The sequence below is a fragment of the Stenotrophomonas sp. CC22-02 genome (genome assembly GCF_004365115.1).
Taxonomy (GTDB): Bacteria; Pseudomonadota; Gammaproteobacteria; order Xanthomonadales; family Xanthomonadaceae; genus Stenotrophomonas; species Stenotrophomonas forensis.
On record NZ_SOCO01000001.1, the window covers coordinates 2,680,119 to 2,694,627 of the forward strand.

Genomic DNA, 14,509 nt, shown 5'->3' on the forward strand with positions numbered 1-14,509 from the left:
GCCGAGGCAAGCCCCGTGAACAGGAAAGCCACGCTCAGCGCGAGCGTGGCAGGTCGGTGACGGTCGGCGGAATGCCGGGTGCCGGAGCGGGCGGCGCCTTGTCGCGGCTGCGTTCGATCACTTCCACCTTCGGCTCCTTCCATGGGCCGGTCACCTTGTAGGTACGGGCGCCGATCTCGCCCAACGGTTTGGACAATACCGCATTGGTGGCCGCACCGAGTGCCGCGCCCACCGGCCCCCCCGCCACCGCGCCGACCACGGTCAGCAGATTGCCGGCACGCGGGTTGACGTCGATGGTCTGGTCGAACTGCTGGTTGCGCAGGTCGGCCTGACCGCGGATGGTGATGTTCGCTGCGGGGCCTTCGATCAGCACCTTGTCGGTACGGGCCATGCCCTGGCCGAACTGCACGCTGCCGTCGACCTGGTTGAACGCGAAGCCCTTGGAGAAGAAGTCGCGGAAATCGAACATCAGGCGCCGCGGCAGCTGGGTCACGCTGAGCAGGCCGAGCACGCGGCCGGCGCCGGGCTCCAGCTCCAGCAGCTGGCCATTGCGCGCGTGCAGATCGAGCCGGCCCTGCAGTTGGGCCAGCTGGAAGTCCGAGGGACCGCCACTCCACGAGGCCTGCAGCTGCGCCTGCCCGGAGCCGCCACGCAGCTGGCCGCCGTAATCGAGGTTCTGCATCAGGCCGCCCAGGTCTTCACTGCGCACCTGCGCGGTCAGCTCGGTACGGGCGCCACCGGTACGGCCCAGCCAACGGCCGTTGATGTCGATTTCCTGGTCGGGTGCACGGAAGCGCAGCTCGTCAACATTCAGGCCATTGGCCAGCGGGCGCGTGCGCAGCACCGCCTGCCCCAGCACCACCTTGCCGAACTTCAGGTCGGCAATGTCCAGCGCGAACGGCGGCAGCTTGGCCGGGTCCATGTCGTTGGCACCGGCCTGCACCCGCGCCGGCGCAGCAGGCGCGCCCGCGGCCGCCGGCAGCGACTGCCAGTACACCCGCTCAAGCTGGCCGCTGATGGTGCCGCCCTCGGCGTTGGGCACGCTCAGGCGACCTGCCAGCGAAGGTCCGTCCAGGCGCACGTCCAGCGCCTGCGCGCCCGGCTGCAGCTGCAGGCGGGTCTGCTCGAAAACGCCACCGATCAGCATCAGCTTGCCGACCTGCACATCCACCGCACGCAGCGGCATGCCGTCATCCTCACCGCCTCCGCGCGCAAGGCTGATCCACTCCAGTGCGTCCAGGGTCGGGCTGCGACCGTTGACGGCGAGCCCGCTCGGCGGTGGCTCGCGATCGACATGATCGCTGCCCAGGGTGACCTGCACGCCGGTACGGTTGTTGTGGCTTCGCGCAGCCAGCGCCAGGCGCTGGCCAAAGGCCACGTCGATGCGACCGGCCCCCATCGGCAGCTGTGCGGCCACCGTGGTCGCCAGCGGTTCGCCGGCCGGCTTGTCCAGCGGCGCAGGCAGGTCCAGGCGGGTCCCCACCAGATCCGAACTCAGCCGCAGTTCGCTGGGCGGCGCAGGCGCGCCCGGTGCAACCTTGGGCAGGTTGACCGCGATGGTCCACGGCGAGGTTCCTGCGATGTAGGGTTTGAGCCATGCCATTTCAGGCGCGCGGTCGATCAGCACGCCCGCATCAAGGTTGGCCGACAGCAGCGATTCAAACGCCAGCTTGCTGTCGCGCACGTAGCTGCCGGCACGCAGGCTCAGCCGACCGTCCTGGCCAAGGTGACGCACCGCCAGTTCCTCGGCATCGAAACCGCCGTTGCCGTAACGGGCCTGCCCATGCATGTTGTCGAAGGTCAGCTGGAAGCGCTTGTCGACCAGTTTCACTCCGTTGAGGTCGACCGTACCCTGCAGGTGGCCCTCGCCTTCATCCAGGTGCAGCGGCTGCAGCAGGTCGAAGGTCACATGCGCCGGTCCCGCAGCGGTGAGGTTGTCGAGCGTGTCGCCATAGTCCTTGTGCAAGGGACTCTGCCGCAGCATCGCCAGCAGCTTGCCGGCCTCGCTCTGGGCGTCGGCACGCACGTACAGCGGCTGCTGGCCGAAATCCGGAATGCCCGCCTCGAACGTCTGTACCGCCACGCCGGCCAGGTCGCCGCGCCCATGCATGTCGAAGCCGGGGCCGATGAAGGCGATGTCGGCGTCGACCTGGCTCATCAGGGGCCAGTCGTGCTGGAAACGGATGTCGCCGTTGGTGATGTGGCCGGTGGCCTCGAAGCGGCCATCGTTGTTGTCGAACGGCCAGTCGTCCAGGTCACCGCTGACCAGGCCGACGCCGTTGCGCACCTGGCCACCGGCCAGTGCCATGTCGAGCCAGTCGGTGGCGCCCTTGCTCATCCTGGAATGGATCCAGAAGCGCTTGGCCGCGGTCATCGGCACGTCGTCCAGCTTGGCCGCCAGCTGCAGCCATGGCCGGGTGCCGTCGCCCTGGAACCAGACACCACCGCGCACGTCGGCGGCATAGTCGGTGCCTTCCACGCGCATCGCCGCGGTGCCGATGCGCCAGCCGCCCGCTTCGTCGCGCCAGCCCACCACCTGTCCCGCCAGGTGCAGGTCATGGCGCACGCCGAATCCGGTTGGCCAGTCAAACTGCAGCTGCTGGCGCGGCTGCAGCTGCAGGCTGAAACCATCGGCATCGCCCTCGAAGCGCCCGCCGAGGCCACGCAGGCCCGGCGAGTGGCCCACGCTGGCAAAGCCCAGCGATTTCAGTTCACCCTGCGCCCACAGCGGGCCATCACGCTGGCCGGACAGCTGCAGCTCACGTACATCCAGTTGCGGCCGGGACAGGAACAACCAGTGGCGCAGGCCGGGGTCGAGGCGATCACTCAGCGCCAGCGCGCGCAGCGCGGTGCCGGCCTGCACATCGCCGGAACTCACCCGCAGCTGCCTGCCGACCTGCAGCTGCAGACCGTCGAGTTGCTGTTCGCCGTCTTCGGTCTTCAGGCGCAGGCGCGGCACCTGCAAGGCCCAGCCGTCGGCCTGGCGCTGCCAGCGCAGGCGTGCCTGCAGGCGCTGCAGCTGCAACTGCGGCACTGCCACGTCGGGCATCGGTGCGCCATCGATGCGTACCTCGCGCAGGTCCGAATCGGTGGTCAGCGCAACCGGGGCGAAATCACGCAGGGTCAGCCACAGGTTGAGCTCGCCCTTGCCTTCGCGCAGGCGGACGCCGCCGGCGGCCAGCAGCGGCGACCACGCATGGAAATCAACTGGATCGGCGCCCAGCCAGGCCTGGCCGTTGCCGCGCACGCGGTCCACGTCCAGCACCGCGGTCAGTGGCAGTGCGTCGGCCTGCGCCCAGGCGCGCACACCCACGCGCAGGCGGTCGCCATTGACGCGCAGGCGCAGATCGATGCGCGGCAGCGTGGTATCGATGCCCAGATCCGGTGCATGCACGCCCAGGCGGCCCTCGATCACCTGCAGTTCGCCCAGTCGGCGCAGCGCATCCAGCGGGTCACCGCCACTGGTTGACTGCGGCAGGCCGCGCACCGACCAGCGGCCGTCCTCACCCTGCTGCAGGTCCAGCGCCAGGCCACGCAGGCGCAACTCGGTCAGCGAACGGCCCGGCAGCAGCCCGCTGTACATCGACACCAGCACTTCCGCCTCGCCGATCGCCAGGCCCTGGCCGGCGCCGATGCGCAGGCCCTTCAGCTGCAGCAACGGACCACGACGGGTCCACGCGGTCTGCAGCTGGTCGAAACGTACTGGCTGGCCGGCCCGCTCACTCAGCCAGGCAGCAACCCTGTCGGGATGACGCTCGGCCAGCGGCAGCAGCTGGCTGATGCTGCCCACCAGCAACGCAAGCCCGACCAGGCCCACCGCACACGCGGCAATGAAATGACGGCGGATCCTTCGCAGTCGCAGGCGCGGCGGCGCGCTCATCGGCCGCCGCCGGCCTGCGGCCGGCGAGGATCAGAGCAGAACGACATCGAATTGCTCCTGCAGGTACTGCTCGTCCGCCTGGAAGCGGATGCTCTTGCCGAGGAACTCCTCCAGCTCGGCCACCGCCGAGGATTCCTCGTCGGTGATGCGCGCGACCACCTTGGTCGAAGCGATCACCAGCAGGCGCGCGGCATCGAACTGGCGCACCGCGCGGGTGATCTCGCGGAAGATCTCGTAGGTCACCGTTTCGGTGGTCTTGATGCTGCCCCGGCCACTGCACTGCGGGCAGGTTTCCGACAGCTGGCGTTCCAGGCTTTCCACCGTGCGCTTGCGGGTCATCTCCACCAACCCCAGCGGCGAGAAGTCGTACACCGTGGTCTTGGCATGGTCGCGGGCCAGCGCCTTCTCCAGCGTGCGCAGCACCTGCCGGCGATGCTCGGCATCATCCATGTCGATGAAATCGATGATGATGATGCCGCCCAGGTTGCGCAGCCGCAGCTGCCGTGCCACCGCCTGCGCGGCCTCCAGGTTGGTGCGGAACACCGTCTCTTCCAGGTTGCGCTGGCCGAGGAACGAACCGGTGTTGACGTCGATGGTGGTCATCGCCTCGGTCTGGTCGATCACCAGGTAACCACCGGATTTCAGCGGCACCTGCTTGTCCAGCGCGCGGCCGATCTCATCCTCCACCCCGAACATGTCGAAGATCGGGCGGTCACCGGAATACAGCTCCAGCTTTTCGGCCAGCACCGGCATGTACTTGGCAACGAAGGCCTGCAGCTGGCCGAAGGTCTCCTTCGAGTCCACCTTCACCTTGTCCACGTCCTTGCGGATCAGGTCGCGTACCGAACGCAGCGGCAGGCTCAGGTCTTCATAGATGATGCTGCAGGAGGCGGCTTCGCGGCCGCGGCGCTCGACCACGTTCCACACCCGCGACAGGTAGGCGATGTCCTCGGCGATGGCCTCGGCCGGCTGGCCTTCCGCATTGGTGCGCACGATGTAGCCGTAGCCGCCATGCTGGGCCGACAGCTCGGTCACCAGCGCCTTCAGGCGTGCACGCTCGGTCTCGTCTTCGATGCGGGCCGACACGCCCACTACCTTGGACTGCGGCAGCAGCACCATGTAGCGCGAGGGAATGCTGATCTGCGTGGTCAGGCGCGCGCCCTTGGTGCCGATCGGATCCTTCACCACCTGCACCACGATGTCCTGGCCGTCGCGCAGCAGTTCGACGATCGGCACGCTGGCCGGCGGCGGCAGGGTGGTGTTCTCGGTATCGGCGCTGGCCACCGGGGCCGGGCGCACCACGTCATTGGCGTGCAGGAACGCGGCGCGCTCCAGCCCGACCTCGACGAAGGCGGCCTGCATGCCCGGCATGACCCGCTGCACCTTGCCCTTGTAGATGTTGCCGACCACACCCCGGCGCCAGCCGCGCTCGATGTGCAGTTCCTGCAGCATGCCGTTTTCGATCACCGCGACCCGGGTCTCGCGCGGGGTCACATTGACCAGGATTTCCTCAGACATCTGCAGCCTCCCTGGCGGCATCGGCAATGGGGGCCGGCACGCCGCAGCGCGCCAGCAAACGATCGGTGTGCAGCAACGGCAGCCCCATCACGCCGGAGTAGCTGCCGGACAGGTGCTCGATCCAGCGTTCGGCGCCGCCCTGGATGGCATAGGCACCGGCCTTGTCCAACGGTTCGCCGGTAGCCACGTAGGCGGCGATGTCGGTGGCGTCGATCGCCGCGAACGTCACCTCGGAAACAACCAGCTCGCTGTCCAGCCCCTGCGCGCCGACCACCACCACGGCGGTCATCACCTGGTGGGTGCGCCCGGCCAGCCGCGCCAGCATCGCCCGCGCATCGGCGGCATCGACCGGCTTGCCGAACACTTCACCGTCCAGCACCACTTCGGTGTCCGAACCGAGCACCCGCGCCTGCGGATCATCGGCCAGCACCCGGGCCAGCCCGGCGCGCGCCTTGTCGGCGGCGACCCGGCAGACATACTGTTCGGCACTTTCAGCCGCAGCGCGCTGCTCGACGACCTCCAGGTCCAGGGCCTGGAAGGGGCGTCCGAGTCGGGCCAGCAACTGGTTGCGTCGGGGGGAGCGGGAAGCAAGATAGAGCATCGGCACAGCATAACCTGAGGCCGCCACCTGAATCGTCGGCAACCCGTTCCGGAACGCGTTCAACCCCGAACGGGCTCACAGCGCGTTCATCGCTACGACACCACCCTCACTGGCACAACAAGGAGTTCTCCATGCGCCTGACCGCCACCCCGCTGCTGCTCGCCCTGTCCCTCGCCCTTGGAACCTCGATGACCGCCCATGCTGCCCCGCCGTCGCCGTCGATCGCCGCCCCCGCGGAAGGCACCCTGCTGAACATCTCGTCCAACGCCGAGGCCACCCGCGTGCCGGACGTGGCCACCCTGTCGGCCGGCGTGGTTACCCAGGCCGCCGACGGCAACAGCGCCATGCGCCAGAACGCCCAGCAGATGGACAAGGTGCTGGCCGCGATCAAGGCCGCCGGCATTGCCGAGCGCGACGTGCAGACCAGCGGTGTCAGCCTCAACCCGCAGTACCGCTATGCCGACAACGAAGCACCGAAGATCACCGGCTACCAGGCCAGCAACACGGTCAGCCTGAAGGTGCGCGACATCGCCAAGCTCGGCAAGGTGCTGGACGCACTGGCGGCGCAGGGCGCCAACCAGATCAACGGCCCCAGCTTCGAGATCGACCAGCCCGAGCCGGTGTACGACGAAGCCCGCCTGGCCGCGCTGAAGAAGGCGCAGGCGCGTGCCCAGACCTATGCGAAGTCGCTAGGCCTGCAGGTGCGTCGCATCGTCAGCATCTCCGAGAACGCCGGTGGCGGTTACCGCCCGATGCCGATGATGCGTGCCATGGCCGCCGGGGCAGCGATGGACAAGGCCACCCCGGTCGCGCCGGGTGAATCGACCGTGTCGGTCAACCTGGACGTGGTGTTCGAACTGGGCCGCTGATCGCCGCCGCCCGTGCCGGACCAGGCGGGTCCCGAACGGGGCCCGCCTTTTTCATGCCTGCTGCCGGGACTGGCTGAAGGCCAGCCCAACGATCCAGCCCCTGCCTCTAGGCAGTGGCCGCCATGCCGCGCTACTGATGCACTGCCAGCCGCGTGCGGCAACCCCGCCACGGGCCCTGGTGCGTTGAGGACTTCGTCACTGGCATGGAGGTGGACCATGGTTCGTACGTATCCCGTAGCATCCCCGCACTTCGACCCCGCCCGCGTTGCCGCCTGGAGCGCGGCCATCGCCCTGCATCTGCTGGCCTTCCTGTTGCTGCTGATCCCGGCAACCTACCAGGCCATCACCACGCTGCCGCGTGACACCACCACGGTGCGGCTGATTCCCAAGGAACTGCCCAAGCCGCTGCCGCCGCCGCCCAAGTACGTGGAGCCGCAGCATGTGGACGTCGTGCCGAAGCAGCAGAGTGTGCCGAAGGAAACAACGCCGTTGCCAACGCCGACCGCCACGCTGGAGGAGGCACAGGGCATCATCACGCCCGCCGCCGAATCGACACCGGTGCAGTCGGCCCCGAGCATCGACCGTTCGACACCGTTGGCCGGTGCCCAGCTGCAATACCGCAGCGCCCCACCGCCGTCCTATCCGGTGCCGGCACTGCGCAACCACGAGCAGGGCACGGTGCTGCTGCGGGTGGAGGTCGACAGCAACGGCCAACCGGTCGCGGTCAGCATCGAGCGCAGCAGTGGCTCACGCAGCCTGGACCAGGCCGCACGCCAGCAGGTGCTCAAGCGTTGGCGCTTTGAACCGGCACAGCGTGACGGAGTAGCGGTACCAGCCATCGGCCTGGTACCGGTGCAGTTCTCGCTGCCGGACTGAAGCTTTCAGGGCCGGCCCGGCTACCTTCCGGGCCGGCCTTCACATGCGAAAGGACAGACTCGGCAAAGCCCGCAGTCAGGCGTTACGAATTAAGCAAAATTTCACTACTTCGTCACCTGCCGGAAACCTAGATTGATCCGTCCCGGACAGTACCGGAGACAGCCCTCAACGCTACGGTTTTCCAGTTAGGAGAGAAGCTGTGAAACACCTGATCCAACGGCCCGCCAGCCGCCGCCGCTGCACCCTGGCATCGTCCATCACCCACGTCCTTGCCGGCGGCACCCTGCTGCTGGTCGGCACCATGGCTTCCACCTCCGCCTTCGCGCAGGAAAAGGCCACCAACCTCGACCGCATCACGGTCACCGGTTCGAACATTCCGCGTACCAACACCGAAACACCGTCCCCGGTGCAGGTGGTGACCCGCCAGGAAATCGACCGCACCGGCAAGACCTCGCTGGCCGAGTACCTGCAGACCATCACCGCCGATGGCGCCGGTTCGATTCCCAAGACCTTCGGCAACGGTTTTGCCGGTGGTGGCGCGGGCATCTCGCTGCGCGGCCTGGGCGCCGGCTCGACGCTGGTACTGTTGAATGGCCGTCGCATGGCGACCTATGGCCTGGCCGATGACGGCCAGAAGGTCTTCACCGACCTGAGCACCATCCCGCTCGACGCCGTTGAGCGCGTGGAAGTGCTGAAGGACGGCGCCTCGGCGATCTATGGCTCCGATGCCATCGCCGGCGTGGTCAACATCATCCTGCGCAGCGACTTCCAGGGCGTCATCCTGCGTGGCTCCTATGGCCTGTCCGGTGACAGCGATGGCGACGCCAGGAAGGCGACCCTGACCGCCGGTACCGGCGATCTGGCCACCGATGGCTGGAATGCGTTCTTCAGCCTGGACGTCGGCAAGACCGACGCGATCAAGCTGAGCGACCGCAAGAACCGCAAGTGGATCGGTACCGGCGACACCCGGCAGTGGGGCTATGACAAGACCGCGCAGTTCCTCGGCGGTGCCTATACCCGTGGCGGCACTTCCGGTGGCGCAGGCCCGAATGGTTCCTACCTCGATCCGACCGGCCACCTGGTGCCGCTGCCCGGCTGCACCGGCCTGACCACCATCGGTGGCCAGACCCCGGCCAGCATCGCCGCCGACGGCTGCCTGTGGGATCCGGCACAGCAGTACCGCGACCTGATTCCGGAAGAGAAGTACGTCAACGTGTTCGGCCGCGCCAGCTTCGCCTTCGGTGAGGGCGGCGAGATCTACACCGAGATCGGCTACTCGAAGAAGGAAACCATCTTCAGCAACACCCCGTCCGGCGTGTCGGGCGGCTGGGGCTATCCGGGCGGCCCGGTCAATGCCAACTCCGGCCCTGGCGCCACCGTGCTGGGCCCGAACCACCCGGACAACCCGACCCCGGGTACGCCGGTCCGTGTGCGCTACTCGTCCTGGGACGTCGGCCCGCGCGTGACCGACAACACCAACGAGTTCAACCGCTTCCTGGTCGGCATCAAGGGCAACTGGGGCGACTGGAGCTACGACACCGCCTACCTGCACTCGGGCACCGACCTGACCAACGAGCGCACCGGCTTCCTGCGCTACAGCGCCGTGCAGTGCGCACTGGGCAATGCGAACTGCGCCGGTGGCGTGTGGCGCATCGGTGATGATGCCGGCAAGAACTCGCAGGCACTGTACGACTACATCTCGCCGAAGATCAGCGCGCGTGCCAAGTCGAGCCTGGACATGTTCGACTTCACCGTGTCGCGCAGCCTGATGGACCTCAAGGGTGGCCCGCTGGGCCTGGCGATCGGCACCGAGTGGCGCAAGACCAGCAACAGCCTGACCCCGCAGACCTACACCGACCAGGGCGACATCATCGGCCTGGGCTATTCGGCCTATGACGGCACCCAGAACGTCTACGCCGGCTACGTTGAACTGTCGGCACCGGTACTGGAGCAGCTGGAACTGTCCGGCGCGCTGCGTTACGACAAGTACGAAAGCGGTGAAGGCAAGGCCACGCCGAAGCTGGGCGTGAAGTGGACCCCGGCCGACTGGATCGCCCTGCGCGCCAGCTATGCCGAAGGCTTCCGCGCGCCGAACCCGGCCGAGAACGGCGATGGTGGCCTGGCCGCCTTCTCCACTGCGGTCGATCCGGTGCGTTGCCAGATCAGCGGCGGCGCGGCCAGCGAATGCGGTGCCAACTCGGTGGCCATCATCACCAAGCCGAACAAGCTGCTGAAGCCCGAAGAGTCCAAGAGCTACTCGGTCGGCATCGTGCTGCAGCCGACCTCGACCACGTCGATGACGGTTGACGCCTGGCAGATCAAGCGCACCAACGAGATCGTGCAGGGCAGCACCGCAGCGGCGATTCTTGCCGGCAACGTGCTGCGCGACAGCAACAATCTCAATGGCGTGGCCAACAGCGGCACCATCCTGGCGGTCAACACCGGCTATGTGAATGCCAGCTCGTCGCGTGTGCGCGGTATCGACACCGATATCCGCCAGACCTTCGAGATCGGCCCGGGCCAGCTGGAGCTGGACCTGCAGTGGAGCCATATCCTGAAGTTCGAGCGCACCGAAGGCGGCGACACGGTTGACTACGTGGGCACCCACGGCAACTGCGACGTCACCAACTGCATCGGTACGCCGAAGGACAAGGTCAACTTCGGCACCACCTGGAAGCAGGGCCCGTGGAGCGTCAGCGGCATCGTCAACTACATCAGCAAGATGGACAACATCGACAGCCGTGGTGGCAGCTACCTGGCCTTCTACGCTGATGGCACGCCGGTGACGAAGATCTCCTCGTTCACCACGATGGACCTGTCCGGTCGCTGGAGCATCAACGACTCGTTCGAACTCAATGCCTCGGTGGCCAACGTGTTCGATCGCATCGCCCCGCTCGATCCGACCACCTACGGCGCGGTGAACTACAACCCGATGCACTTCTCCGGTGCGCTGGGCCGTTACTACACCGTCGGCTTCAAGTACACGTTCAAGTAACAGCGGCATCGCCGTTGCATGCAGCACCTTCGAAGGCCCGGGCATCTGCCCGGGCCTTCGTCTTGCTGGCCCTTGCAGGCATGTTCACGGGCACGCCGCTACCGTGTGCACGCGGCATCACTGCCGCAGGGGATCTCCATGGCCGCGACATCGCAACGGCTGGGCCTGCCCGCGTTGACCGCACTGGTGGTCGGCTCGATGGTCGGCGCCGGCATCTTCTCACTGCCACAGAACGTCGCACGCAGCGCCGGGCCGGCCGCCGCACTGATCGGCTGGGCGGTGAGTGGCGCCGGCATGCTGATGCTGGCCTTCGTGTTCCAGGCGCTGGCCAACCGCCGGCCGGACCTGGATACCGGCATCTACGCGTATGCACGCGAGGGCTTCGGCAACTACATCGGCTTCTCCGCCGCGTGGGGCTACTGGGTCGCGTCGGTGCTTGGCAACGCCAGCTTCTTTGTGCTCATCTTCAGCGGCCTCGGCCACTTCATGCCGGTCTTCGGTGAAGGCAACACCCCGGCCGCGGTCGCCGCGTCGTCCGTGCTGCTGTGGACCGTGCATCTACTGGTGCTGCGTGGCCTGCGCACTGCGGCCATCGTCAACGGCCTGGTGACGGTGGCCAAACTGCTGCCGATCGCGCTGTTCCTGGTGCTCGCGGCAGGCGCGTTCCGTCTGGATGTGTTCCGCGCGGATTTCCTCGGTACGCCTGCACTCGGCGACCTCGGCCAGCAGCTGCGCGGCATGATGCTGGTCACCGTGTGGGTATTCATCGGCATCGAGGGCGCCAGCATCTACTCGCGACGTGCTGCCCGTCGCGCCGACGTCGGCCGCGCCACGGTGATCGGCTTCCTCGGTGTCTGGCTGCTGCTGGTACTGGTCAGCCTGCTGTCGATGGGCGTGCTGTCGCAGGCTGAACTGGCCGGGCTGCCCAATCCCTCGATGGCCTACGTGCTGCGTGCCATCGTCGGCGAGTGGGGCGCCACGGTGATCATCATCGGTTCGATCATTTCCGTACTCGGTGCGCTGCTGGCCTGGGTGCTGCTGTGCGCCGAAGTGCTGTATGCCGCAGCGGGTGACGGCACCATGCCGGCGTTCTTGGGCCGCGAGAACGCACGCGGCGTGCCCGCCAACGCGCTCTGGTTGAGCAACGGCCTGATCCAGCTGTTCCTGCTGCTGGTGCTGGTCAATGCGGGCAGCTACACCGGGCTGGTACTGCTGGCCGCGTCGATGAGCCTGGTGCCGTATTTCCTGTCCACCGCGTTCGGCGTGCAACTGGCCTGGCGCGGGCACGCCTACGCAGGCGAGCCGGGCGTGCGCTGGCGCGATTTCGGCGTCGCACTGCTGGCCAGTGCCTATGCGCTGTGGCTGGTGTATGCCGGCGGCCTCGACAACCTGCTGCTGTCGGTGCTGCTGTACGTACCCGGCGTGGTGTTGTTCGCGCTGACCCGGCGCCAGCGCGGCGAGCGGGTGTTCACGCGTTGGGAGTGGGTGCTGTTCGGCGCGATCCTGCTGGTGGCGATCGCCACGCTGGTGGCGTTCTCGAAAGGCCAGCTGACCCTGTAGCCGAGCATGGGCTCGGCTCTACTACGGGCGTTCCGGCAGCATGCCGATGTCCTGCATCCAGCGCTCGGCCAGGCGAGGCCATGCCGCGACCGGTGCATCCTGCCTGCGCAGGCCGAACGCATGGCCGCCGCGTGCGAACAGGTGCATTTCCACCGGCACGCCCGCATCGATCAAGGCACGGTAGTAGGCCAGTGATTCGCGCACGTCATCGGTACGGTCATCAGTGGCCTGTGCGATGAACGTTGGCGGCACCTTGTCATCCACGACGATGTCCTTGACCAGTGACAGTCCCTTGCCGTGCCCTGCCCACAGGTGCCCGGAATACATGACCATCGCAAAATCAGGTCGGCTCGGCTGTGCATCCGCCGCATCGATCGGCGTGTAGCTGCGCCGCGCATGCGTGCTCAGGCCAGCCACCACATGGCCACCCGCGGAAAAGCCGATCACGCCGACGCGTTTCGGGTCGATCTTCCAGCGCGCGGCCTGCGCACGCAGCATTCCCATCGCACGCTGTGCATCCTGCAGCGCCATCGGCACCGATGGGTTGTCGCGGCAGTTGCAGTCGCGGTCCCAGTTCGGTCCCGACGCCGGCACGCGATACTTGAGCAACGCACAGGTGATGCCCTGCGTGGTCAGCCATTGGCAGATCTCGCTGCCTTCCAGATCCATCGCAAGCACGCGGTAACCGCCGCCCGGCACCACCATCACTGCAGTGCCATTGCCCGGCCCCTTCGGCGGAAATACGGTGAGGGTCGGCACCGCCACGTTCTGCAGCATCATCCAGCGTTCGCCACTGGCTTCGGAGATCGCCTCACTGAGCTGCTCGGGTCCCTTCAGTTTCGGCGGCACCGCCGCCTTGCCATCCGGCCACAACGGCAGTTCCGTGGCGCCCTGTGGCGGGTGCCAGGTGGGAGGTTCCGCTTTCGCCGAGGCGAACGGCAACACCACAAGCAGCAGCGAGCCCAGCAACAGGAGTGCGCGCACGATCAACATCCTTGGTCGATGACGCTGCATTGTAGAGTCGAGCTTGCTCGACTGTCGTGGCCGGTCAACAGAGCAGTCGAGCGAGCTCGACTCTACCCGGCACAAAAAAAAACCTGCATCTCGCGATGCAGGTTTTTCAAGGTGGCGCCCGAAGTTGGACTCGAACCAACGACCCCCTGATTAACAGTCAAGTGCTCTAACCGGCTGAGCTATTCGGGCAGACGACTAGTATAACCACTCTTCACGCGCGATGGTAGGGGTGATTGGCAATCATCGCAGCAGCACGGTACAGCTGCTCGGCCACCACCAGCCGCACCAGCATGTGCGGCAGCGTCAGTGGCCCGATCGACCACTTCTCATCGGCCAATGCCGAGACTTCAGGCGAATGTCCTTCCGGGCCACCGATCAGGAAGGCCAGGTCCCTGCCCTGCCCACGCCAGTGTTCCAGGCGCTGTGCCAGCTGCTCGGAACTGAGCTGGCGACCCGGCACGTCGAGCGCGACCACGTATGCATTCTTCGGCAATGCAGCGATCACCCGCTTGCCTTCATCTTCGGTGGCGCGGCGCGGATCGCGGCCCTTGCCACGCAGGCCAGGCTCGATTTCCACCAGCTCGAACGGCAGCCAGTGCGACAGCCGCTTCTGGTACTCGGCGAAGCCCTGCGCGACCCAGCTGGGTGCGCGTTCACCGGTGGCGATCAGGCGCGCTTTCATCTATGGCATCTCCAAAACGTCGACGGCGCCATCGGCGCCGTCGAAGGGTGCAGCACTGCGTGGTTCAGGCCACTTCGTCGTCGCTGGGCGGCGGCTGGTCGCCAACCGTCCACAGGCGCTCAAGCGCGTAGAACTCGCGCACGCGCGGCAGCATCACGTGGACGATGACGTCGCCCAGATCCACCAGCACCCACTCGGCTTCGCGCTCGCCTTCCACGCCGAGCGGCATCACGTCGATGTTCTTGGCGAAACGCACGACTTCGTCGGCAATCGACTTGACGTGGCGGGTCGAAGTACCCGAAACGACGATCATGTAATCGGCAACGCTGGACCGGCCGCGCACGTCGATCTCGACCAGGTCCTTGGCCTTCAGGTCTTCGGTGGCTTGGCGGACGCTGGCCAGCAGTTCAGGCACGGACGGCGGCGGGCTGGGCAGATCGACCTTGATGGTCTGGGGCTGGGTCTGGTTGCTCAAAGTGGATCGACTCGATAAACGTGGGGGCGATTATACGGG

Annotated in this window: 10 protein-coding genes and 1 tRNA gene; 4 read left to right on the forward strand and 7 right to left on the reverse strand. The window is 67.0% G+C overall.

Annotation, left to right across the window (positions count from 1 at the left end; all coding sequences use genetic code 11):
* Positions 1–34: 34 nt before the first annotated feature.
* Genes N440_RS12390 through N440_RS12400 form a run of 3 tightly spaced genes read right to left on the reverse strand, consistent with a single transcriptional unit; the run spans position 35 to position 5,999 of the window.
* Entirely contained in the window at positions 35–3,880 is a 3,846-nt protein-coding gene (locus N440_RS12390) for a YhdP family protein (RefSeq protein ID WP_133935247.1), read from the reverse strand.
* Positions 3,881–3,910: 30 nt separating this feature from the next.
* Positions 3,911–5,398: a ribonuclease G gene (rng, locus tag N440_RS12395; protein ID WP_008264487.1), complete on the reverse strand. Its 1,488-nt coding sequence runs from the start codon at positions 5,396–5,398 to the stop codon at positions 3,911–3,913.
* Positions 5,391–5,999 (reverse strand): Maf family nucleotide pyrophosphatase, encoded by a 609-nt coding sequence (locus N440_RS12400; protein WP_133935248.1) that lies wholly within the window; start codon positions 5,997–5,999, stop codon positions 5,391–5,393. The genes rng and N440_RS12400 overlap by 8 nt, the downstream gene beginning before the upstream one ends.
* A gap of 131 nt (positions 6,000–6,130) precedes the next feature.
* Between N440_RS12400 and N440_RS12405 the strand changes: the two genes are divergently transcribed.
* The 4 genes from N440_RS12405 (at position 6,131) to N440_RS12420 (ending at position 12,299) form a co-directional block, all read left to right on the forward strand.
* A complete protein-coding gene (locus tag N440_RS12405) occupies positions 6,131–6,868 on the forward strand; it encodes an SIMPL domain-containing protein (RefSeq protein WP_133935249.1) in 738 nt (245 codons plus the stop codon).
* Between the two features lie 216 nt (positions 6,869–7,084).
* Positions 7,085–7,744, forward strand: coding sequence for an energy transducer TonB (locus N440_RS12410; RefSeq protein WP_133935250.1), 660 nt, complete (start codon positions 7,085–7,087; stop codon positions 7,742–7,744).
* Positions 7,745–7,943: 199 nt separating this feature from the next.
* The gene (locus N440_RS12415) at positions 7,944–10,739 is read left to right on the forward strand and encodes a TonB-dependent receptor (RefSeq protein ID WP_133935251.1); all 2,796 of its coding nucleotides are present in this window, start codon (positions 7,944–7,946) and stop codon (positions 10,737–10,739) included.
* Positions 10,740–10,877: 138 nt separating this feature from the next.
* On the forward strand, positions 10,878–12,299 hold the full coding sequence (locus N440_RS12420; protein WP_133935252.1) for a basic amino acid/polyamine antiporter: 1,422 nt from the start codon (positions 10,878–10,880) through the stop codon (positions 12,297–12,299).
* Between the two features lie 21 nt (positions 12,300–12,320).
* Here N440_RS12420 and N440_RS12425 read toward each other — a convergent pair whose 3' ends face one another.
* The 4 genes from N440_RS12425 to rsfS all read right to left on the reverse strand — a co-directional run bounded on the left by N440_RS12425 (position 12,321) and on the right by rsfS (position 14,470).
* A complete protein-coding gene (locus N440_RS12425; protein WP_208322786.1) occupies positions 12,321–13,292 on the reverse strand; it encodes an alpha/beta hydrolase in 972 nt (323 codons plus the stop codon).
* Between the two features lie 133 nt (positions 13,293–13,425).
* Positions 13,426–13,502, reverse strand: a tRNA-Asn gene (locus N440_RS12430).
* Between the two features lie 22 nt (positions 13,503–13,524).
* A complete protein-coding gene (gene rlmH, locus N440_RS12435; protein ID WP_005418108.1) occupies positions 13,525–13,995 on the reverse strand; it encodes a 23S rRNA (pseudouridine(1915)-N(3))-methyltransferase RlmH in 471 nt (156 codons plus the stop codon).
* 64 nt (positions 13,996–14,059) lie between these two features.
* Positions 14,060–14,470 carry a ribosome silencing factor gene (gene rsfS / locus N440_RS12440; protein ID WP_008265938.1) on the reverse strand — a complete coding sequence of 137 codons (411 nt, stop codon included), beginning with the start codon at positions 14,468–14,470 and terminating at the stop codon, positions 14,060–14,062.
* Positions 14,471–14,509: the final 39 nt, after the last annotated feature.

Excerpts from the sequence above, each read along its gene's own strand:
- N440_RS12390 (WP_133935247.1), bottom strand. The coding sequence starts at position 3,880 with ATGAGCGCGCCGCCGCGCCTGCGACTGCGAAGGATCCGCCGTCATTTC.
- rng (WP_008264487.1), bottom strand. The coding sequence starts at position 5,398 with ATGTCTGAGGAAATCCTGGTCAATGTGACCCCGCGCGAGACCCGGGTC.
- N440_RS12400 (WP_133935248.1), bottom strand. The coding sequence starts at position 5,999 with ATGCTCTATCTTGCTTCCCGCTCCCCCCGACGCAACCAGTTGCTGGCC.
- N440_RS12405 (WP_133935249.1), top strand. The coding sequence starts at position 6,131 with ATGCGCCTGACCGCCACCCCGCTGCTGCTCGCCCTGTCCCTCGCCCTT.
- N440_RS12410 (WP_133935250.1), top strand. The coding sequence starts at position 7,085 with ATGGTTCGTACGTATCCCGTAGCATCCCCGCACTTCGACCCCGCCCGC.
- N440_RS12420 (WP_133935252.1), top strand. The coding sequence starts at position 10,878 with ATGGCCGCGACATCGCAACGGCTGGGCCTGCCCGCGTTGACCGCACTG.
- N440_RS12425 (WP_208322786.1), bottom strand. The coding sequence starts at position 13,292 with ATGTTGATCGTGCGCGCACTCCTGTTGCTGGGCTCGCTGCTGCTTGTG.
- rlmH (WP_005418108.1), bottom strand. The coding sequence starts at position 13,995 with ATGAAAGCGCGCCTGATCGCCACCGGTGAACGCGCACCCAGCTGGGTC.